At 68.5% G+C, this 20,216-nt stretch carries 22 protein-coding genes; 11 read left to right on the forward strand and 11 right to left on the reverse strand.

The annotated features are described in order from the left end of the window. On the reverse strand, positions 1–221 hold a 221-nt coding region (locus KGM94_RS02895), incomplete at its 3' end, for a co-chaperone GroES (protein ID WP_300254816.1). A gap of 330 nt (positions 222–551) precedes the next feature. Between KGM94_RS02895 and KGM94_RS02900 the strand changes: the two genes are divergently transcribed. Then, complete coding sequence (locus KGM94_RS02900) at positions 552–1,073, forward strand: hypothetical protein (protein ID WP_300254818.1); 522 nt, start codon at positions 552–554, stop codon at positions 1,071–1,073. Positions 1,074–1,145: 72 nt separating this feature from the next. On the opposite strand, the gene KGM94_RS02905 is transcribed toward KGM94_RS02900, so the two are convergent. After that, positions 1,146–1,922 carry a protein phosphatase CheZ gene (locus KGM94_RS02905; protein ID WP_300254821.1) on the reverse strand — a complete coding sequence of 259 codons (777 nt, stop codon included), beginning with the start codon at positions 1,920–1,922 and terminating at the stop codon, positions 1,146–1,148. Between the two features lie 313 nt (positions 1,923–2,235). Between KGM94_RS02905 and KGM94_RS02910 the strand changes: the two genes are divergently transcribed. Then, on the forward strand, positions 2,236–3,030 hold the full coding sequence (locus KGM94_RS02910) for a L,D-transpeptidase (RefSeq protein WP_300254824.1): 795 nt from the start codon (positions 2,236–2,238) through the stop codon (positions 3,028–3,030). 71 nt (positions 3,031–3,101) lie between these two features. Here KGM94_RS02910 and KGM94_RS02915 read toward each other — a convergent pair whose 3' ends face one another. The 6 genes from KGM94_RS02915 to KGM94_RS02940 all read right to left on the reverse strand — a co-directional run bounded on the left by KGM94_RS02915 (position 3,102) and on the right by KGM94_RS02940 (position 9,002). Then, positions 3,102–3,881, reverse strand: coding sequence for a DUF2076 domain-containing protein (locus tag KGM94_RS02915; RefSeq protein WP_300254826.1), 780 nt, complete (start codon positions 3,879–3,881; stop codon positions 3,102–3,104). 137 nt (positions 3,882–4,018) lie between these two features. After that, positions 4,019–4,864 carry a ChbG/HpnK family deacetylase gene (locus tag KGM94_RS02920; protein ID WP_300254828.1) on the reverse strand — a complete coding sequence of 282 codons (846 nt, stop codon included), beginning with the start codon at positions 4,862–4,864 and terminating at the stop codon, positions 4,019–4,021. Continuing rightward, the gene (locus KGM94_RS02925; protein ID WP_300254830.1) at positions 4,861–5,907 is read right to left on the reverse strand and encodes a glycosyltransferase family 2 protein; all 1,047 of its coding nucleotides are present in this window, start codon (positions 5,905–5,907) and stop codon (positions 4,861–4,863) included. The genes KGM94_RS02920 and KGM94_RS02925 overlap by 4 nt, the downstream gene beginning before the upstream one ends. 91 nt (positions 5,908–5,998) lie before the next feature. Further along, entirely contained in the window at positions 5,999–6,976 is a 978-nt protein-coding gene (gene hisG, locus KGM94_RS02930) for an ATP phosphoribosyltransferase (RefSeq protein WP_300254832.1), read from the reverse strand. 4 nt (positions 6,977–6,980) lie between these two features. After that, on the reverse strand, positions 6,981–8,132 hold the full coding sequence (locus KGM94_RS02935; RefSeq protein ID WP_300254834.1) for an ATP phosphoribosyltransferase regulatory subunit: 1,152 nt from the start codon (positions 8,130–8,132) through the stop codon (positions 6,981–6,983). 102 nt (positions 8,133–8,234) lie between these two features. After that, entirely contained in the window at positions 8,235–9,002 is a 768-nt protein-coding gene (locus KGM94_RS02940; protein ID WP_300254836.1) for a 16S rRNA (uracil(1498)-N(3))-methyltransferase, read from the reverse strand. 208 nt (positions 9,003–9,210) lie between these two features. Between KGM94_RS02940 and KGM94_RS02945 the strand changes: the two genes are divergently transcribed. Next, complete coding sequence (locus tag KGM94_RS02945) at positions 9,211–9,870, forward strand: hypothetical protein (protein ID WP_300254837.1); 660 nt, start codon at positions 9,211–9,213, stop codon at positions 9,868–9,870. Further along, entirely contained in the window at positions 9,867–10,799 is a 933-nt protein-coding gene (gene ubiA / locus KGM94_RS02950; RefSeq protein ID WP_300254839.1) for a 4-hydroxybenzoate octaprenyltransferase, read from the forward strand. Before KGM94_RS02945 ends, ubiA begins: the two co-directional genes overlap by 4 nt. A gap of 20 nt (positions 10,800–10,819) precedes the next feature. On the opposite strand, the gene KGM94_RS02955 is transcribed toward ubiA, so the two are convergent. Then, positions 10,820–11,338 (reverse strand): DUF6101 family protein, encoded by a 519-nt coding sequence (locus KGM94_RS02955; RefSeq protein WP_300254841.1) that lies wholly within the window; start codon positions 11,336–11,338, stop codon positions 10,820–10,822. Positions 11,339–11,613: 275 nt separating this feature from the next. Between KGM94_RS02955 and KGM94_RS02960 the strand changes: the two genes are divergently transcribed. The 6 genes from KGM94_RS02960 to lpxK are packed head-to-tail and all read left to right on the forward strand — an operon-like array spanning position 11,614 to position 17,134. Next, positions 11,614–13,011: a TldD/PmbA family protein gene (locus tag KGM94_RS02960; protein WP_300254842.1), complete on the forward strand. Its 1,398-nt coding sequence runs from the start codon at positions 11,614–11,616 to the stop codon at positions 13,009–13,011. After that, on the forward strand, positions 12,998–13,813 hold the full coding sequence (locus KGM94_RS02965; RefSeq protein WP_300254843.1) for a 3'(2'),5'-bisphosphate nucleotidase CysQ: 816 nt from the start codon (positions 12,998–13,000) through the stop codon (positions 13,811–13,813). The genes KGM94_RS02960 and KGM94_RS02965 overlap by 14 nt, the downstream gene beginning before the upstream one ends. Positions 13,814–13,872: 59 nt before the next feature. Further along, the gene (locus KGM94_RS02970) at positions 13,873–14,124 is read left to right on the forward strand and encodes a DUF4170 domain-containing protein (protein WP_300254844.1); all 252 of its coding nucleotides are present in this window, start codon (positions 13,873–13,875) and stop codon (positions 14,122–14,124) included. After that, positions 14,121–14,834 (forward strand): lysophospholipid acyltransferase family protein, encoded by a 714-nt coding sequence (locus tag KGM94_RS02975; protein ID WP_300254846.1) that lies wholly within the window; start codon positions 14,121–14,123, stop codon positions 14,832–14,834. The genes KGM94_RS02970 and KGM94_RS02975 overlap by 4 nt, the downstream gene beginning before the upstream one ends. Then, positions 14,797–16,131, forward strand: a complete 1,335-nt coding sequence (locus tag KGM94_RS02980; protein WP_300254848.1) for a 3-deoxy-D-manno-octulosonic acid transferase — start codon at positions 14,797–14,799, stop codon at positions 16,129–16,131. Before KGM94_RS02975 ends, KGM94_RS02980 begins: the two co-directional genes overlap by 38 nt. Continuing rightward, entirely contained in the window at positions 16,124–17,134 is a 1,011-nt protein-coding gene (gene lpxK, locus KGM94_RS02985) for a tetraacyldisaccharide 4'-kinase (RefSeq protein WP_300254851.1), read from the forward strand. The genes KGM94_RS02980 and lpxK overlap by 8 nt, the downstream gene beginning before the upstream one ends. A 118-nt stretch (positions 17,135–17,252) precedes the next feature. On the opposite strand, the gene KGM94_RS02990 is transcribed toward lpxK, so the two are convergent. Beyond that, a complete protein-coding gene (locus KGM94_RS02990) occupies positions 17,253–17,480 on the reverse strand; it encodes a DUF2093 domain-containing protein (protein ID WP_300254852.1) in 228 nt (75 codons plus the stop codon). Positions 17,481–17,661: 181 nt separating this feature from the next. Between KGM94_RS02990 and KGM94_RS02995 the strand changes: the two genes are divergently transcribed. Next, the gene (locus tag KGM94_RS02995) at positions 17,662–18,483 is read left to right on the forward strand and encodes a dienelactone hydrolase family protein (RefSeq protein WP_300254854.1); all 822 of its coding nucleotides are present in this window, start codon (positions 17,662–17,664) and stop codon (positions 18,481–18,483) included. A gap of 120 nt (positions 18,484–18,603) precedes the next feature. Here the strand turns inward: KGM94_RS02995 and xseA are convergent, their stop codons facing one another. Further along, entirely contained in the window at positions 18,604–20,214 is a 1,611-nt protein-coding gene (gene xseA / locus KGM94_RS03000) for an exodeoxyribonuclease VII large subunit (protein WP_300254856.1), read from the reverse strand. Positions 20,215–20,216: the final 2 nt, after the last annotated feature.

The raw sequence follows: 20,216 nt of genomic DNA on the forward strand, positions 1-20,216 counted from the left end.
GACCATTTGCCGAACAGCACGCGGTCGCCGACCTTGAGGTCGATCGGGATCAGCTTGCCGCTTTCGTCGCGGCCGCCGGGGCCGACGGCGACCACTTCACCCTGCGAGGGCTTCTCCTTGGCGGTGTCCGGAATGATGATGCCGCCCTTGGTCTTTTCCTCGGCATCGATACGTTTGACCACGACGCGGTCATGCAGCGGACGAAATCTGGATTTAGCCATGACGTTTCCCTTTGGAGGCTCGCTTTTCGAAGCGGCGGAAAGTGGGTGGGGGCGCGCCCCCGTCCGGCCTCTCGGAGGACCGGACGCCGCGCTTAGCAATCGGCCATTCCGAGTGCTAACAGTGCGCCCGGAAATATGGCTTGGCTTCGATCCTGTCAAGCAAAGGGGGTTAAGTCCTTGGTGAGGCGGATATAGGATGGTGTCCGGGAAACCTTGTGCGGGGCGCCGGCGTATTACAGGACGTCATTGCTCCGACAGCAGTTTTGCGCTTGGCTGCCGGAGGGATGCGGTCAGGCTCTCGTTCGGGGGCGCTTTGCTCGGGGGAATGCCATGAACAGTTCAGCTCACGCGCGGACGGTTGCCAATCTGGCCGCCGCCTCGGCCCTGGCGCTGCTGCTGGGCGCGTGCGGCGGCGGCATGAGCCTGCCGTCCTTCTCGTCCTCATCGCCGCCGCCCGAGGCGGAGCCTGGCACCGCGCCGGAGATGCCGGCGACCATCCGCGCCGACGAGATCGTCGGCCGCTGGGGTCTTGCCTCGTTCCAGAACCCGGCCGACCGCGCCCGCACCGAGGCCGCGGCGCGCGCGCAGTGCAAGAATCCTTACGTGATCGGCGCCGGCTCGAGCGGCGGCGTCATCATGCATCTCGCCGACCAGGCGACGCCGCAGGAGTTGCGGCTCAAGGGCAGCCCGAGCGGCAAGAACTACATCGGGCCGCCCGGTCCGACCCCCGGCGAGCAGGATCGCGAGATCGTCTCCTTCGACGGCCGCGTCATGGTGACCCGCTTCATCGACAAGGACGCCGCCACCCGCTACGGCAACATGGTCTACGTCCGCTGCGCGCCCAGGGCGTGATGGCGCAATGACGGGACAAACAAAAACGCCGGCTTAGCGCCGGCGTTTTTCTTATTCCGATAAGCCGCCCGTTCAGTCGAACAGCGCGTCGATGTCGTCCTGCGAGGCGTGACCATCGTCGCCGTCGAGCTTGGGGCCGTTGAGCAGCCTGGCATCGCCCTCACGGGTGTCGACGATCGGCGGCACATGCGCCTTGATCGCGTCGACGCCGCCCCAGATGTCCATCATCGCATTGATGTGCTGCTCGATGAACTTCATCGTGCTCATGACCTTGCTGATGCGCTGGCCGGTCAGGTCCTGGAAGTTGCAGGCCTCGAAGATCGAGATCACGCGCTCCTGGATGTCGTCGGCGAGCTGCTTCTGCTGGTCGACCGAATCCACCTTGGACAGGGCGGAGGCCGCCTGGTCGATCGACTCGGCCGCTTCCAGGATCTGCTGGGTCGCCTGCTCGGTACCGCCGACCACGGCGCCGAGCTCGCCGTTGACCTTGGCCATCTCCTCGCCGTTGAAGCTCTTGCCGTGCAGCACCGCGATCTCGCGCTTGGTGCGGTCGATGGCGTCGTGAATGAGGTCGAGCTCGATCTTCAGCTTTTCGCACTGCTCGATCTGGGCGCGATAGGTTTCCAGCATGGCGCGGGCTTCCGCGAGCTCATGCGCGGTCGATGCATCGATGGCCTCCATGGCTGCACTGCCCGTGAGATTGACCGTGCCCTTGGCCATCTGCGCGCGGATCGCGCGCAACTCGGCCATGATCTCGTGATGCATCGGCGTCTCTTCATCCACATCGGGCATGGGTGCCGCGCCGAGCACGACTTCCTCGACGCGAAAACGTTTCCGGTGAACAGCCATTCTGATACTCCCCCCACCTCGCTCACGAGCCTTTTTTAGACAGAAGCGATTTAACACGAAGTTCACGAGGAACTGGCGTTCGATTGCGCGCGATCGCAGATGCAACCGGCGATTAACCATGCCCTCGCGCCGTTCACCGAAAATAAACGCTACCCGGCGAATTGCGCGCCGGCTGACGACGTGGTGAATCGAAACGCTGTTTCCGTTTACCAAACCGATCGGCTTTTGATCTTAACTCGCGGCGCGGCGAGGGCGCGACGACCAGGCGCTCGCCACGATGAACGCCACCAGACGAAACAGTACAGAGTACGTCATGTTCAAGAGAATGTCCGCCGCGCTGCTCGGCGGTGCCTGCATGCTCGTTGCCGGCATGGATCCCGCCGCGGCGCTCGATGCCAGAGCCTCGTCCCCTGAAACCGCGATGCAGCCGCGCGGACCGCAGGCCCAGCCGATGCGCATGGCCTACAACGGCCGTTCCAACATGGGCGGCGGCTTCATCGAATTCCTGTTCGGCGACGGGCCGGGACAGGGCCGGAGCTACGATCGGCAGCCGATGTATCAGCAGCAGCCGGCCTATTACGATCAGCGGAGCCTGCCGCAGGCGAACGACCCGCAGATGCAGGGCATGCGCGATGAGGCGGCCGATCCGCGGACCCGTCCGTTCGATCCGAGATTCGAGAAGCAGGTCGTCGATTATCCGGGTCGGGAAAGTGCCGGCACCATCGTGGTTGATACGCCGAACAAGTTCCTCTATCTCGTGCAGGACAACGGCAAGGCGCTGCGTTACGGCATCGGCGTCGGGCGCCCCGGCTTCACCTGGTCGGGCGTGAAGACGATCTCGGCCAAGCGCGAATGGCCGGACTGGACGCCGCCCGCCGAAATGCTGGCGCGCCGCCCCGACCTGCCGCGGCACATGGAGGGTGGACCTGAAAACCCGCTCGGCGCGCGTGCGATGTATCTGGGTTCCTCGCTCTACCGCATCCACGGCTCCAACGAGCCCTGGACCATCGGCACCAACGTCTCCTCCGGCTGCATCCGCATGCGCAACGAGGACGTCATCGACCTCTACGGCCGCGTCAATGTCGGGGCCAGGGTCGTGGTGATGTGAACGGGACGAACTGACGACGGGAACGGCCGCCTGACGGGCGGCCGTTCTGCATTTGGGCCGGTGAAGATCGCTCAGGCGTAGTCGCTGCCGCCGTCGTCATCGCCGCCGCCGAAATCGCCACCGTCGTCGGCGTCGAAATCCATGTCGTCGCGGTCGTCGCCGTCATTGCCTTGATCGTTCGAGGCCTGGTCGAAGAAGCCCTGGCGGCTGTCGTCGCGGCCGCGCGAGCCGATATCGTCGATGCCGGCGTCGCGGGCGAGCGTGCTGCCGGACTGGTCGCCGCCGCCCCATGGGCTGCCGCCGCGCTCCGGAAGCGCGTTGGCGTCGCCAAAGCCGTAGTGAGGGCCGCCCATCATGTTGCGGATGCCGCTGAGCAGGAGCGAGCCGCCGACGAGGCCGGCCGCGGCCGCCGCCGCCGTGCCCAGGAACGAGCCGCCGCCACCGCCGAACGGCGGCGCGCCTTGACCGTAAGCCGGCTGTCCGTAACCGGGCTGCGCCTGCTGCATCGCTTGGCCGGAGTTCCACACCGGACGGCTGTCGCGCGGCGGAACGTTCGGAACCGAGCCGCGCGGCTCGGACGAGCCGAACAGCGTCTCGCGCATGGTATCGAGGAAGCCCGCCTGGCCCTGCGCTGGCTCGCGCGCCGCCTCCAGCTCCTGGATGCGGGCGTGGGCGCGCTTCAGCGCCTCGTCCTGCAGCAGCACCGTCTGCACCAGCGCGTAGGTCGCGTTGGGCGCCTTGCGCAGGCCGTCGGAGATCGCGGCGGCGGCATCGCCGTCGCGCGGCGCGGTTTCGAGTTTCGAAAGCCGGTCGAAAAGCTCGTCGACGAGCTGGCGTTCCTGCGGCGTCATGATGGTTCTCCCTCGCGCAATTCAAGCGCGCGGAAGATGTAGGGTTCCATTGCGCCGTCAACAGTGGGGTTCGGATCAAATTTCGGTATGCGACATGATGCCCACCATCCTGGCGCGGCATCTCGCGCGGATCGGTTTCATCCCAATGTCACGTTGCTCGCCTTGAGCAGATCCGGGAACGCGTCGCCGGCGAGGAAGGCGTGCTCGGATTCGCGGACGTCGGTGACGGGATCGAGGCTGCGCAAGACGTCGTCGACGAAGCCGGGATGGCACATGATCAGGCCGCCTTCCGGCAGGTTCTCGATGAATTGCAGCATCAGGGCGCCGAAGTCGACGTTCGGGCTGAAATCATAGACGCCGGCGAAGCCGGGATTGAAGGCCAGATCGGCCGCGCGGGCGCGGCGGCGGAACGGGACGCTCAAGGTGTCGAGCAGGAGAGCCTTCGGCGAGCGCAGCCGCCGCGCCAGCGGCTGGTCGCGGCCGCCCTGGCGGACCCAGGCTTTCGGCGCCGCCTCGGCGACGGCGTCGACGAAGCCGTCGCGCACCTGCGGATAGAGCTGCACATGCTGGTGGCCGTCGACGAAATCGGGCAAGCGCCCGAACCTGTCGGCGAAGGTGGCGAGTTGCACCGCCACCTCGGCGCGAATCATCTCGCGGTCGAGCCGCCGCATCGCGCCCGCGCGCAGGAGTTTTGAAAACGGCAGGAACATGTCGCCGTCGAGCGGGCGGAAATGCATGGTCAGCGGCCGGAACGGCGCGCTCAGCGTGACGTGCAGGCCGATGGCGCAGCGCGGGCTGGGCTTGGCCGCGGCTTCCAGCGCATCGATCTCGCCGCGGTCGAGCGCGGGACCCACCACCATCACCGACGTGGCGTTGAGGCGGCCGCGCTCGATCAGGTCGCGGATCGCGCTGTTGACGCCGGGGCTCAGCCCGTAATCGTCGGCGCAGAGCCAGATACGCCGCGGCTGCGCGGCCTGCTTCATTCGGCCGCCGTCCTGCTCGCGGCGTCGTCGGTCTTGGCGGCCTCGAAGGACTTCTCGCTGTGCTCGGCGACGAAGTAGATCGGCCGCGCCTTCAGCTCGGACAGGATCTTGCCGATGTATTCGCCGACGATGCCGATCATGATGAGCTGCACGCCGCCGATCGTCATCAGGCCGACCACCAGCGAGGGATAGCCCGGCACCTGCTTGCCCGTGGTGAAGACCTCCCAGAGGATGGAGAGGCCGAACAGGAAGGCGACGCCGGCGAGCGCAACGCCGAGCAGGCTCGCAATGCGCAGCGGCGCCACCGAGAACGAGGTCAGGCCCTCGATCGAGAGCCCGAGCAGCCGCGCGGCGTTGAACGTGGTCACGCCGTGGGCGCGCGGGGCCGGCTCGTAGTCGACGCGGATCTGGCGGAAGCCGATCCAGCTCGCGAGGCCCTTGAAGAAGCGGTTGCGTTCGGGAAGCTGGCGAAGGGCGGCGACCGCGCGCGGCGACAGCAGGCGGAAATCGCCGGCGTCTTCCGGGATCTTCTGCCGCGCGCCCCAGTTGATCAGTGCGTAGAAGCCGTGCACGGCCTGCCGCCGCAGGAAGGATTCGTTGTCGCGATGCGCCTTGGCGGTATAGACGACGTCGTAGCCGTCCTCGATCCAGTGCCTGACGAGCTGCTCGACCAGCGCCGGCGGATGCTGGCCGTCGCCGTCCATGAACAATACGGCGCCGCGTCGCGCGTGGTCGAGGCCCGCCATCAGCGCGGCTTCCTTGCCGAAATTGCGCGACAGCGAGACTACCTGGACGTCGACGGCGTCGGCGGCAAGCGAGCGGGCGATCGCGAGCGTGGCGTCGGCGCTGCCGTCGTCGACATAGATGATCTCGCAGGCCAGCCGATAGCGGGCCTGCAGGGTCTTGGCGAGCTCGCACAGCCGCTGATGCAGTGCAGCAAGCCCTGCCGCCTCGTTGTAGACGGGCACGACAATCGACAGCCCGGCGGCCGCGGCGCTGGCCGCGTTGGTCCTCAGGCCGGAAACGTCAGAGCCCAGCGTCATCGATCAGGTCCCACATCATCCATCGCACAGCATATGGTAGCACGCGCTTGCTGTCGCCACGCTGAACGGACCGAAAAACCCGTTTCGGACCTTACGGCCGCAGGAAGGCCTCGAGCTTGGCGAACAGCGGGTTCTCGCGGTCGAACACGTAGTCGAGCGAGACCACCGAAACCGTCTCGGCGCCATGATCGCGCAGGAAGCTCGACAGCGCATAGAGCTTCGACGGCGGGCAGTGCAGCGTCAGCATGCCCGACGAGGTCGGCCCGCCGAACGGGGCGACGACACCGAAGCTCCGGTGCGCCTCGTCCAGCAATGCCGCATTGCACTCGCGAAAGCGGGTGCGAACCTCGCGGTATTTATTCGCTCTCGCCCGCGCCGCAATATGGTCGAGGATGATGCGCGCCGTTTCCCGCGCTCCGGCCGACCAGTCGGCCTCCCGGGAGGCGACCAGATTGGCCTGGCTGCGTAACATCACACCGTCGTCCAGCACCCTCAGGCCGTTGGCGGCGAGCGTCGCGCCGGTCGTGGTGATGTCCACGATCAGCTCCGCGGTGCCGACGGCCGGCGCCCCTTCGGTCGCGCCGGCGCTCTCGACGATGCGGTAGTCGACGATGCCGTGGCTCGAGAAGAACGCGCGGGTCAGGTTGATGTACTTGGTCGCGACCCGCACCCGCCGGTGGTGCTGCTCGCGGAAGCCGGTGGTGACGTCGTCGAGGTCGGCCATGGTGCGGACGTCGATCCAGGCCTGCGGCACGGCGACGACGACGTTGGCGTGGCCGAAGCCGAGCCCGTCGATCAGGGCCACGCGCTTGTCGGCATCGGGAATGCTCTCGCGCACCAGGTCCTCGCCAGTGACGCCGAAATGCACCATGCCACGCGCCAGTTGCGAGGCGATCTCGCTCGCCGAGAGATAGGCGATCTCGACGTCGTCCAGCCCCGCAATGGTGCCGCGATAGTCGCGCGCGCCGCCGGGCTTCGACAGCGTCAGCCCCGCGCGCGCGAAGAAGGCTTCGGCGTTCTCCTGCAGGCGGCCCTTGGAGGGAACGGCCAGGACGAATGGCGCGCTCATGATGTCAAGCTCCCACCTTGCGGCCGATCCTCGTCAGCGCATCCACCCATACCGAGAACCCGACCGCGGGGATCGGCGAGGCCGCGCCGAGCTGGGTCATCAGCCCGTCATAGCGGCCGCCGGCGACCAGCGGCTCGACGCCGTTGCCCCTGTGGTGCACCTCGAACTCGAAGCCGGTGTAGTAGTCGAGACCGCGGCCGAACGCGGTGGAGAAGCGCGTCTCCTTCACGTCGATGCCGCGCGCGGCCATGAAGCCGACCCGGCTCTCGAGCTGGTCGATTGCGGCCGCGATGTCGAGCCCGGTGTCCGCGGTGAGCGCGCGCAGCTCGGCGATGGCGTGGTCCGGATTGCCCGCGATGGAGAGGAAGCGCTTCAGCACGGTCAGCGCCTCGCGCGGCAGCGCGCCGCCCTTCAGCGTCGACTGTTCGAGGAAGCGGTCGGCGATCTCGGCCGTGGTCCGGCCGCCGACATTGGTGGTGCCGGCGATCGACATCAGGTCGGTGACGAGCGCGAGCGCCGCCTTGCGGTCGGAGCCGGCGAGTGCGGCGAGCACGCCCTCGTATTCGTTGCGCGCGGTGGCGGTCGCGAGCGTGAGCCGCTCCAGATCCTGCTCCAGGCTGATCTTGCGGTTGAAATCCTTGGTCAGGCGCCGCCGCCACACCGGATAGAGGTCGAGTGCGTCGATCAGGGCGTTGAACAGCGCGACATCGCCGGTGCGGATCTCGACGTCGGTGACGCCGAAGGCGGCGGTCGCCTCCAGCGCCAGCGCCAGCATCTCTGCGTCGGCCGCGGCGCGGTCGTGGCGGCCGAAGGATTCGATACCGGCCTGCAGGAATTCGCTGGGCCGCCCGCCCCGGTAGCGAAACACCGGGCCGAGATAGCTGAACCCGGCCGACTGTCCGGCGCGGCCGGAGGCGAGATAATCGCGCGCCACCGGGATCGTCAGGTCGGGGCGCAGACAGAGTTCCTCGCCCCCGAGATCGGTCGTCAGGTACAGGCTCTTGCGGATGTCTTCGCCGGAGAGGTCGAGAAAGGGCTCGGCCGGCTGCAGGATCGCGGGCTCGGCCCGGACGTAACCGGCCTGCGCGAACGACAACAGCAGCGCGTCCGCCCAGGCGGCGGAGCCGGCAGCAATCGAGGTGGCCGTCACGGTCATGGCGAGGTCCGATATCCCCGGCGGAACCGGGTAGGGGAGGGTTATTGGGGCTGCCCCTTAGCATGGCCCGGAGGCGGTTTCGACCTCCATCGGACCAATGGCTTAACGGGGGGCCAATGCGCCGCGACCGGCCCAGTCGCCCAGCACCGCCTGCACCAGCGCCAGCGCCGCCACCGCCGCGGTGTCGGCCCGCAGGATCCGGGGGCCGAGCGCGAGCCGCAGGATGGTCGGCTGGCGCAAGAGCAGCGCGCGCTCCTCCTCGGCAAAGCCGCCCTCGGGGCCGATCAGCAGGTCGATGCCGCGCGCCGCCTGCAGTGCGCCTTGCAGCGCGATGACGGGGCTTTCCGTCTCCGCCGCCTCGTCGCAGAATACCAGCAGGCGATTGGCCTCGCGCTGGCCGAGATAGCGCTCCAGCGCCACCGGCTCGGCCACCTCGGCAAGGCTGAGAATGCCGCATTGCTCGGCCGCCTCGATCACATTGGCGCGCATGCGCTCGCCGTTGACGCGGCTCGTCTGCGTGAAGCGGGTCAGCACCGGCTGCAGCCGTGCGGCGCCCATCTCCACCGCCTTCTGCACCATGTAGTCGAGCCGGGCGTGCTTGAGCGGCGCGAAGACGTAAGAGAGGTCGATCAGGCGGTCCTGGGGCCGGGTGGCCTTGAGGATCGCCAGGCGGTCGGGACGCTTGCGGCCTTCGATCGCGGCCTGCCACTCGCCGTCGCGGCCGTTGAACACGAGGATGGATGCACCCGCGTCCAGTCTCAGCACGTTGCCGAGATAGTTGCTCTGGTTGCGGTCGAGCGCGACGGTCGCGTCCTGCGCGAGCGGCGCATCGACGAAGAGGCGGGGGGCGCGAAAGTCGCAGGCAGGCATGGTCGAGGGGTCCAATTCGCGAGCCGTTCTTAACCGAAAGCGGGTGGTTCGGGGATAAATATCGCCGTCTGCCTGCGTCCCGGCGCCGTGCTCCTGCCCCATTCGACGGGTTGTTAAGCGCCGGCGGGAATCGTAAAATTGCGACAAATTGGTCGCGCTTCGATTGGGAAGCCGCCGGCCGCGTGGATCCTGCCGGAGAAACTGCTTGATGATCCGTCGTCTGATGGTTCCGATCGCAGCCGCCATCGTGGCTTTGGCTGCCGGAGCCGCGCATGCGCAAGGCGCATTTCCCGCGCCGCTGCCCGGCCAGGGCGCGGCGCCTGCCAACGATCCGGCGTTCCCGCCCGTCAACGGCTCGGCGCCCGTCGCCACCCTCGGTGCGCCGCCGCAGGCCTCGTTCCCGGCGAACGGCGCCCCGCCGGTCGGCGGCGGCGGATTCGGCGCGGCGCCGCCGACGCAGAGCGCCGGCGCGGATTGCATGAAGGCCTTCGTGCCGTTGCGCGAGGAGGCGGAGAAGCGCGGCAAGCTGATCAAGGCGGCGAGCGACCGCCACGCCCAGCCCGACGAGGCCTGCAAGCTGATCAAGAATTTCGCTCAGGCCGAAATGAAGATGATCAAGTACGTCGAGAGCAATTCCGCCAAATGCGGAATTCCGCCGCAGATCGGCCAGCAGCTGAAGGCCGGACACAAGAACACCGAGACGATGCAGACCAAGGTCTGCAACGTCGCCCAGCAGATGCAGCAGCGCGGGCCGGCCGGTCCGTCGCTGAGCGAGGTGCTGGGCTCGGCGTCGGCGCCCGAAGTCAATGCCGCCAAGAAGGGCGGCAGCACCTTCGATACGCTCAACGGCAACGTCCTGACCCGATGAGTGCCGGGTTTGCCCGCGTTGCCGACTCCACCGGCAACTGGGTCGACACCCACGCGCCGCATTGGGCGCGGCCCTATTTGCGACTGTCCCGCTTCGATCGTCCGATCGGCTCCTGGCTGCTGCTGATGCCGTGCTGGTGGTCGGCGGCGCTCGCGGCCGGCATCGCCCGCGACGCCGGCCTCCTGCCGCTCACGATTCCGCTGTTCTTCGTCGGCGCCTTCGTCATGCGCGGCGCCGGCTGTACCTGGAACGACATCACCGACCGCGATCTCGACGGCAAGGTCGAGCGCACGCGCTCGCGGCCGCTGCCGTCGGGCCAGGTGACGGTGGGGGGAGCCTTCGCTTTCCTGGTCGCGCAGGCCCTGGTCGGCCTGTTGGTGCTCGTCCAGTTCAACCGCGTCGCGGTGCTGACCGGCATCGCCTCGCTCCTGATCGTCGCGGTCTATCCCTTCATGAAGCGCATCACCTGGTGGCCGCAGGTCGTGCTCGGCCTCGCCTTCTCCTGGGGCGCCTTGATGGGGTTCGCCGTCGTCTTCGGCCGCATCGACCTGACCGCGCTGGTGCTCTATGCGGGAGCGATCTCCTGGGTGATCGGCTACGACACGATCTACGCCCATCAGGACGCCGAGGATGACGCGCTGATCGGCGTCAAGTCGACCGCGCGCCTGTTCGGCGCGCACACCCATCAGGCGCTGGTCCTGTTCTACGCGCTGGCGGTGATGCTGATCGGCGTGGCGCTGGCGTCAGCCGACGCGCGGCTGCCGGCCTGGCTCGGGCTCGCCGCCTTCGCCGCGCATCTCGCCTGGCAGATCGCGCGGCTCAGGATCGACGATCCCGCGCTGTGCCTGCACCTGTTCAAGTCGAACCGGGACGCTGGCCTGCTGCTGTTTGCGGGATTGCTCGCGGATGCCGTGCTGCGCGCGGCGTAGTTGCCCGCCCCCGGAAATCCTCAATTCCGCGCGATGATTTCCCGCTCTCCGCCGTGAACCGGGAGCTCGCGCGCGACGCCTGCGCGGCGGCGCACCAGAAATTTCGGCCGGCGGGCGCGGATCGCGTTGCTGCGGCGACGCCGCGGCGCAGGCGCGCGCCGTCCTTCGTCGATCTGAGGCAGGGCGAAGAGCTCGCTCCATTCCGCCCATGCCTGCGCGATCTCGGCGTCGTCGGCGCTGACCAGCAGCGGCACCGAGAGCGAGGGATCACGATGGACGAGAACGAGGGTCTGTGCGTCGGAGCCCGCGCGCAGCGCAATGCCCGAAAAATCGCTGACGCGGACGTTGACCGCCATCCGCATGCCGTGCACCGCACGGCGCAGCACGACGCGTTCGCGATGAAGCTCGATCTGCCTGACCTGACCGTCGGCGCGCGGATCGTGCGCGTCGAAGCGGATCGGCAGGGAAAAAGGGTCGAGCCGCAAGACGCGGCTCGACCCGGCGGGATTGCTCCCGCTCGTTGCTGTTTGACGCCTCACGGCTCTTAGTCTCCCCGCCGGGATTATGTTCCCGGTCGATGCGTGAGACCTTAGCGCGCGCCGTTCGGAATCGGCTTAAAAAGGCTGGTTAATCCGCCGTCACCGCCGCGCATGATTGACGAGACCTTGGCCCGCATGATTGACGAGACGTTGCGCGAGAGGCGAGAATCCGAGCTTTCTGCGGTCGAAAAATGCTTGAAGTCCGCGCCAATAGGGCACATCTGTGCCTGGGGACGCTTCACCTCGGAACCGCCCGCCGCAACAGGATTTCCTTCGTGAACCCTTCACCATCGTCCGCACCGATCGTGTCCGCCGGGGCCGATCGCGACTTGTTCGACCAGTCCGCACTCTCCGATCTCGCGCAGCGCCTCGTCGAGGCGGCGAAGCGTGCCGGCGCCGACGCGGCCGACGCGGTCGCGGTGCGCGGCATCTCGCAAGGTGTCGAGATACGCGATGGTCGGGTCGAGGAATCCGAGCGCTCCGAAGGCGACGACGTCGGCTTGCGCGTGCTGGTCGGCCGCCGCCAGGCGGTGGTGTCGACCAATGACGTCTCCGGTGACGGCGCGGCGAAGCTCGCCGAGCGCGCGGTGGCGATGGCGCGCGTCGCGCCCGACGACAAATATGTCGGCCTCGCCGATCCGGCGCTGCTTGCCAAGAGTTTTGCCGATCTCGATCTGCTCGATCCCGACGTGCCCGCGACCGCCGAGCTCGAGCGCCGCGCGCTCGAGGCCGAGGCGGCTGCGCTCGCGGTGAAGGGCGTCACGAAATCCGGCGGCGCCTCGGCGTCCGCCGGCATCGGCGGCATGGTGCTGGTGACGAGCACCGGCTTCCACGGCTCCTATCTGCGCTCCAGCCAGGGCATCTCGGCGACCGCGATCTGCGGCGAAGGCACCGGCATGGAGCGCGACTACGATTTCACCTCGGCGCTGCATGCGGCCGATCTGATCTCGCCCGAAAAAATCGGCGGCTCGGCCGGCGAGCGCGCGGTGAAGCGCGCCAACCCGCGCAAGGTCGGGACCTGCAGGGTGCCGGTGGTGTTCGATCCGCGCGTCGCGGGCTCGCTGGTCGGCCATCTCGTCGGCGCCATCAACGGCGCCTCGATCGCGCGCAAGACGAGCTTCTTGAAGGATCGGCTCGGCCAGCAATTGTTCGCGAGCGACATCCGCATCGTCGACGATCCCCTGCGCCGGCGCGGCCTGCGCTCGCAGACCTTCGACGCCGAGGGCGTCGCGGTGAAGAAGCTCGCCATCATCGAGGCCGGCGTGCTGACCTCGTGGCTCCTGGATTGCGCGACCGCGCGCGAGCTCGGCCTGACCACCACCGGCCACGCCCATCGCGGCGTTTCCTCTTCGCCCTCGCCCGGTCCCTACAATCTGCATCTGGAAGCCGGCTCGGCAACGCCCGCGGAATTGATCGCGAACATCAAACAGGGTTTTTACGTCACCGACCTGATCGGCTCCGGCGTCAACGGCGTCACCGGCGACTACAGCCGCGGCGCCTCCGGCTTCTGGATCGAGAACGGCGAGATCGCCTATCCCGTCAGCGAGGTCACCATCGCGGGCCACCTGCTCGAGATCTTCAAGTCGCTCGTGCCCGCCAACGATCTCGAATTCCGCTACGGCGTCAACGCGCCGACGGTGCGCATCGAGGGCTTGACGCTTGGCGGACGCTGACGCGGTCTCCGGCAACGAGGTCCTGGCGCGCGATGCCGCGCTGCTCGAGGACACGGTGCGCGAGGCGGGCAAGCTCGCGCTGTCGCTGTTCCGCACCGAGCTGAAGAGCTGGACCAAGGGCGCGTCCTCGCCGGTGTCGGAGGCGGACATCGCCGTGAACGATCTCCTGGAATCGCGGCTGCGCGCGGCGACGCCCGACTACGGCTGGCTGTCGGAGGAAAGCGCCGACGACCACGCGCGGCTGAGCCGCGATCTGGTCTGGATCGTGGACCCCATCGACGGCACGCGAAACTATCTCGGCGGTCACGACGACTGGTGCGTCAGCGTCGCGCTGGTCGAGCGGGCGCAGCCGGTGCTGGCCGCGGTCTACGCGCCGGCCAGCGACGAGTTCTTCTTCGCGATGCGCGGGCAGGGCACGACGCTCAACGGCGTCCCGGCGCGCGCCTCGCCCGGCGCAGCGCTCGATTTCTCGCGCATGGCCGGGCCCAAGCCGCTGGTCGAGCGGCTCAAGCCGGCCCCCGGCGAGATCAGGCTGCATCCGCGAATCGGCTCGCTGGCGCTGCGGCTGTGCCGCGTCGCCCATGGCGCGCTCGATGCGGCTTTTGCGGGGGGCAACAGTCACGACTGGGACCTTGCCGCGGCCGATTTGATCGTGCAGGAAGCGGATGGTAGGATGACCGAACTCTCCGGAGATCCCATCCGCTACAATCGCCGGGAAGTGGCGCACGGAGTGCTGGTGGCCGCGGGCCGCGATCGTCATGCGAGCATCGTCGCGCATTTTCGAACGCGCCCCTTGCCCTGACCCGTCCGCCGTGCTTAGCGAACCCTGCTCGCCGGCAGCCCCGTTAGGAAAGAAGATTCATGCCAGATACTGCCCCGCAGCAGCAACTGCTCCATCTCGTCATCGGCGGCGAGCTGGTCGATCTCGAACAGAACACGTTCAAGAATCTCGACGACGTCGAGATCGTCGGTCTCTATCCGAGCTACGCCTCCGCCTACGCGGCCTGGAAATCCAAGGCGCAGCAGACCGTCGACAACGCCCACATGCGCTATTTCATCGTCCACCTCCACCGGCTGCTCGATCCGGGTCAAGAACCGAAGCCCGCGCGTTGAAGAGACTGCTTCGCAATACGCTGCGAAGCAGCTGGTTTCAGCGCGCCGTGGGCACCCTCGCGGCCGAATGGCTGCGTCTGGTCTGGTGGACCAACAGTTTCACGTTCGATCCGCCCGACATCTACGACCGCGTCGAGCCGAGGATGCCGGCGATCTTCGCGTTCTGGCACGGCCAGCATTTCATGACGCCCTTCATCAAGACCAAGGACTGGCACAAGGCCAAGGTCCTGATCTCCCGCCACCGCGACGGCGAGTACAACGCGATCGCCGCCGAGCGGCTCGGCATCGGCACCATTCGCGGCTCGGGCGATCACGGCGGGGCCTTTCACCGCAAGGGCGGCGTCGGCGCCTTCAGAGAAATGGTGCAGACGCTCGAGGACGGCTGTAATGTCGCGCTGACCGCCGACGTGCCGAAGCGTTCGCGGGTGGCGGGGCTCGGCATCATCATGCTGGCGAGGGAATCGGGGCGGCCGATCATGCCTTTTGCGATGGCGACCAGCCGTTACATCCGGCTGAAGAACTGGGACCGCACCACCATCAATTTGCCATTCGGACGAGGCGCATTGGTGGGCATCAAGGAAATCGTCGTTCCGCCCGACGCCGACGCCGCGACCATGGAAGCGCTGCGGCTCGAGCTCGAAGAGACCCTCAACGAATCGACCCGCCGCGCCTATGCCCTCGTCGGCCGCCCGGAACCGGACCATGGCTAGCTCGCTGCCGATGACGCTGCGGGTATATCAGCGCCTGGCCTCGGGTCTCGTTCCGCTGGCGCCGGCGCTGATCAAGCGGCGGCTGAAGCAGGGCAAGGAGGATCCCGCGCGCGTCGGCGAGCGGCGCGGCCTCTCGCGGGACGCGCGGCCGCACGGGCCGCTGGTGTGGATCCACGGCGCGAGCGTCGGCGAGGTGCTGGCGGCCGCCACGCTGATCGAGCGGCTGCGCGATCTCAACCTGCGCATTCTCCTGACCTCGGGCACGGTGACCTCGGCCGCGGTGGTGGCCAAGCGCTTTCCGCCCGACGTCATCCACCAATATGTCCCCTACGACTCCCCGCGCTACGTCGCCCGCTTCCTCGACCACTGGAAGCCGTCGCTCGCGCTGTTCATCGAATCCGACCTGTGGCCGAACCTGATCCTGGCCGGTGCCGCGCGGCGGCTGCCGATGGTGCTGATCAACGGGCGGATGTCGCCACGTTCTTTCCCGCGCTGGCGGCGGGTGCACGGCACGATCTCGGCGCTGCTCTCCAAGTTCGACATCTGCCTCGCGCAGTCGCAGACCGACGCGGAGCGCTTTGCCGCGCTCGGCAGCCGCAACGTCGTCACCACGGGCAATCTCAAGCTCGACGTTGCCGCACCTCCCGCCGATCCGGTCAAGCTCGACCGGCTGATGACGTTGACGCGCGGACGTCCGGTCGTGGTGGCGGCCTCGACTCATCCGGGCGAAGAGGAGATGCTGGTCGCGGCCCATCGCAGCCTCGCCGGATTCTTTCCCTCGCTGCTCACCGTCATCGTGCCGCGCCACCCCGATCGCGGCTCCTCGATCGCCGGTCTCGTCGCCGCCTCCGGCCTGACGCCGGCCTTGCGTTCGCGCGAGGAATTGCCGGGCGCTGCGACCGACGTCTATGTCGCCGACACCATGGGCGAGCTCGGCCTGTTCTACCGCCTGTCGCCGGTCGTGTTCATGGGCGGATCGCTGGTCCGGCACGGCGGGCAGAATCCGATCGAGGCGGTCAATCTCGGCGCCGCCATCATCCACGGCCCGCACGTCTTCAACTTCGCCGACGTCTACGAGGCGCTCGACGGCGGCGGCGGCGGGCGCGCGGCCGAGACGCAGGAGGCGCTGGTCAGGCAGCTCGGCCAGTTGCTGGCCGATCCCGCCGCGCGCGAGACCATGCAGCGCGCGGGCGAGCGCGTGGTCGCGCAGCTCGGCGGCGCGCTCGAGCGGACGCTTGCCTCGCTCGAGCCCTATCTGCTGCAATTGCGGCTCGAGATGGGAGCGGCCAATGCGTGAGCCGGCCTTCTGGTACCGGCCGCGCTCCTTCAAGTCGCATCTGCTTCGACCGTTGTCCGCGCTCTATGGCGCGATCGCCGCGCGCCGCATGACGCGCGAGGGCCTTGCGGCCGGCATCCCCGTGCTGTGCGTCGGCAACTATCACGTCGGCGGCGCCGGCAAGACGCCGACCGTGCTGGCGCTGGCGAAGCTGCTGCGCGAGCTCGGCGAGGCCCCGGTGGTGCTCAGCCGCGGCTATGGCGGACGGCTCGAGGGCCCGGTGATGGTCGATCCCGGGCGCCACCGTGCCGCCGACATCGGCGACGAGCCGCTGATGATGGCACGCCAGGTGCCGGTCGCGGTCGCGCGCGATCGTGTCGGCGGCGTGGCGCTGGCGAGATCGCAGGGCGCGAGCGTGATCCTGATGGACGACGGCTTCCAGAATCCGCGCATCCGCAAGGATGCCTCGCTGATCGTGATCGACGCCGCACGCGGGCTCGGCAACGGCAACGTGCTTCCCGCAGGTCCCCTGCGCGCGCCGCTCGCGCCGCAGCTCGAGCGCACCGATGCGCTTGTCGTGATCGGCGAGGGACAGGCAGCCGATCCAATCGTCGCGGCGGTCGCGGCGCGCGGCAAGCCGGTGCTCCGCGCGCGGCTGCGGCCGGATGCGGCCGCGGTCGCAGCGCTGTCGGGCCGACGCGTGCTGGCGTTTGCCGGCATCGGCGATCCCGAGCGCTTCGTCCGCACGCTGCGCGGTTGCGGCATCGACGTCGCCCGCGCGCGCGCCTTCGCCGATCACCACAGGTTCTCGCGGAGCGATCTCGACGGGATCGTCGCGGACGCGAAACGCGAGGCGCTGACGCCCGTCACCACGGAAAAGGATTTTGCGCGCCTGCGCGGCATGGAGGGCGTGTCCGGGATCGTGCCCTTCCCGGTGACGCTGGAATTCGACGACCCTGCGCAGTTGCGCAAATTCGTCGGCAACTGTCTGTTCAAGGCGCGAGAGAAGCAGTTCACACGCTGACCCCGTAGGGTGGGTGGCCAAAGCGATAGCGTGCCCACCTCTTGTGTAACAATTGCGAAAAAATGGTGGGCACGGCGCGTTCCGCGCCTTTGCCCACCCTACGGTAGCGATACCAGCGTCACGATTGCGACTTCAGCGCACGGGGAAAATGTCGCTGCAGCACGGCGGCGGGATGGGCGTAGGCCTCCTGCAGGTCCACGCTCCAGTATTTCAGCTCGTCGAGCGGAATGCGCACGTCGGTGATCGCGCAGCGCACATAGGTTCCCGGCGAGATCACCCGAAAGTCGCCGTCCAGATATTGCACCTGCGCTTCGCCATGGCCCGAGGGGCCGAACTTGTTCAGCACGGTCGATAGGTCTCCGAAGCCCGCTTGCGGGCGCGATGTGTCGATGTCGATCTAGCACAGATAGGGTGTCTTGTCCGCCGGTTAAACCCACCGCTTTGTGATGTTTTGCAGGTGTTTGGCGTGATACGGCTGAGGCCTGCGGATCGTTGCTCACGATCCACTTCCGATCCCGGCACGTCCGATGCGCCTTGCTCTCGCCGCCCTCGTTCTGACGCTTCTGGTCCCGGCCGCGCACGCAGCCGCGCCGCAGCCGGTCGATATTCCCCTGAAGGGGGGCCTGCTGCACGCGCAGCTCTACAGGCCCGCGGGCGAGGGTCCGTTCCCGGCCGTGATCGCGCTGCACGGCTGCGGCGGCCTCGGCGGCCGTGCCGATCCGGTGCTGTCGCGCTATCGCGACTGGGCGGAACGGCTGCTGCAGGCGGGCAATGCGGTGCTGTGGCCCGACAGCTACGGCTCGCGCGAGCTCGGGCCGCAATGCCGCGTCAGGGAACAACGCGTGAAGGCGCGTCGCGAACGCGTCGCCGACATCATGGCCGCGCGCGGCTGGCTGTTGAAGCAGCCCTGGGTGGAGCGCAACCGCATCAGCCTGATCGGCTGGGCCAACGGCGCCAGCGCGCTGCTCTGGGCGGTGCGCCCGCAACTCGCCGCGCACGATGCCGAACCGGATTTTCGCGCGGCGGTCGCGTTCTATCCGGACTGCCGCATTTCGGCCGGCCTCGGCTGGAGCGCGCGCGTGCCGACGCTGCTCTTGATCGGCGCCAGGGACGACGTCTCCTCGCCGCCGGCCTGCCGGCAGATGGTCGACGGCGCGCATGGCCGCAGCGCGCTCGCCCGCATCGTGATCTATCCCGGTGCCTATCACGAATTCGACCGCCCCAACCTGCCGCTGCACGCCTCCGCCGCGAGCGCAGACGCCGCCACGCCGGACCGCGGCCATGTCGGCACCGACACCCAGGCGCGCGCGGATTCGGAGAAGCAGGTTGCCGATTGGCTGGCGCGCTGACGCGCATGGGGATGCGATCTCGTGCCCCGGACGCAGCGCAGCGCGTCTTCAGCGGTGCGCAGCGGCGCTCCGGGACACGAGATGTTTCTAGGACGATGAGTTCGTGACGCGACCTGGTCGCTAGAACAGGCTGCCCTGGTCGACCGGCTTTGCCACGCGCTTCGGCGCGGGCTTGCTCTCGCGCGATGCGGGCTTCGGCTGGGTGGGCTGCGCCGCTGGGCGGTCGGCGTCGGCGGTGGCTGCCACGCGGCCGTCGGCGAACTCGATCTCGAGCCGCGCACTGGGCCCGACCGCATCGGCCGAATGCAGGGGATGGCCCTGCTCGTCGCGCACCAGCGCAAAGCCGCGCGCCAGCACGCTGCGATAGGACAAGGCTGCGAGCAGCTGCCCGCTGTGGGCGACGCGGGCATCGAGCCGCTGCAAGAGCGTGGCCAGCGCGCGGCTGGCGCGCTCGGAAAGCCGCTGCGTGCGTTCGCGCTGCCGCGCGATCGCGTTGCGCTGCGCCTCCGCGTTGGACAGTCTCGAGGCGCGCAGCCGGACTTCGAGCCCGGCGAAGCGGTCGCGGCGGCGGCGCAGCAATGTGCGCGCGGCAAGGCCGAGCCGCTCGCCGCAAACCGTCAGGCGGTGATCGGATTGCGCGATCTGGCCGTGCAGCACCCGCAGCGTCAGCCGCGCGCTCGCCGCGGCGAAGCGGCGGTAATGCGCATGCGTGTTGGTCCTGAGGGCGCGGGGCAGTGCGGCGCCCGCCGAATCCAGCCGCTGCCGCGGGATCGCCAGCAGGTCGGAGGCCGCCGGCAGCGCGCGCGCGGCGGCGCGCAATTCGTTGCGCCGGCTCTCCTGGCCGCGCTGCCAGCAGGCGCGGTTGCGGCGGGCGAGGTCGGCGATCTCGACGAACAATTCGCTGCGTACCGGCACCGCCATCTCGGCCGCCGCCGTCGGGGTCGGCGCGCGCTTGTCGGCGGCGAAGTCGATCAGCGTGACGTCGGTCTCGTGGCCGACCGCCGAGATCAGCGGGATCATGCTCTCGGCCGCGGCGCGCACCACGATCTCCTCGTTGAACGACCAGAGATCCTCCAGCGACCCGCCGCCGCGCGCCACGATCAGGACGTCGGGCCGCGGAATCTTGCCGCCTTGCGGCAGCGCGTTGAAGCCGCGGATCGCGGCCGCGACCTGCTCGGCCGAGCCTTCGCCCTGCACCTTCACGGGCCACACCAGCACGCGGCGGGGAAAGCGGTCCTCGAGCCGGTGCAGGATGTCGCGGATCACCGCGCCGGTCGGCGAGGTCACGACGCCGATCACTTCAGGCAGCCAAGGCAGCAGCTGCTTGCGCGCCTCGTCGAACAGGCCTTCGGCGGCGAGCTTCCTCTTGCGCTCCTCCATCAGCGCCATCAGCGCGCCGATGCCGGCCGGCTCCAGCGCCTCGATCACGATCTGGTATTTCGAGGAGCCGGGATAGGTGGTGAGCTTGCCGGTGGCGATGACCTCGAGCCCTTCCTGCGGCTTGAAGCGCATCCGGCCGTGCACGCCCTTCCAGATCACCGCCTCGATCTTGGCGCTCTCGTCCTTGAGCGCGAAATAGCAATGCCCGGAGGAATGCGCGCCGCGGAAGCCGGAGATCTCGCCGCGGACGCGGACATGGCCATAGGCATCCTCGACCGTCCGCTTCAGCGACAGCGACAGTTCGGAAACGGTGAATTCGGGCGCGTTGAGCAGGGATTCCGCAGGCGGCATAT

Source organism: Bradyrhizobium sp. (assembly GCF_028868675.1).
Lineage (GTDB): Bacteria > Pseudomonadota > Alphaproteobacteria > Rhizobiales > Xanthobacteraceae > Bradyrhizobium.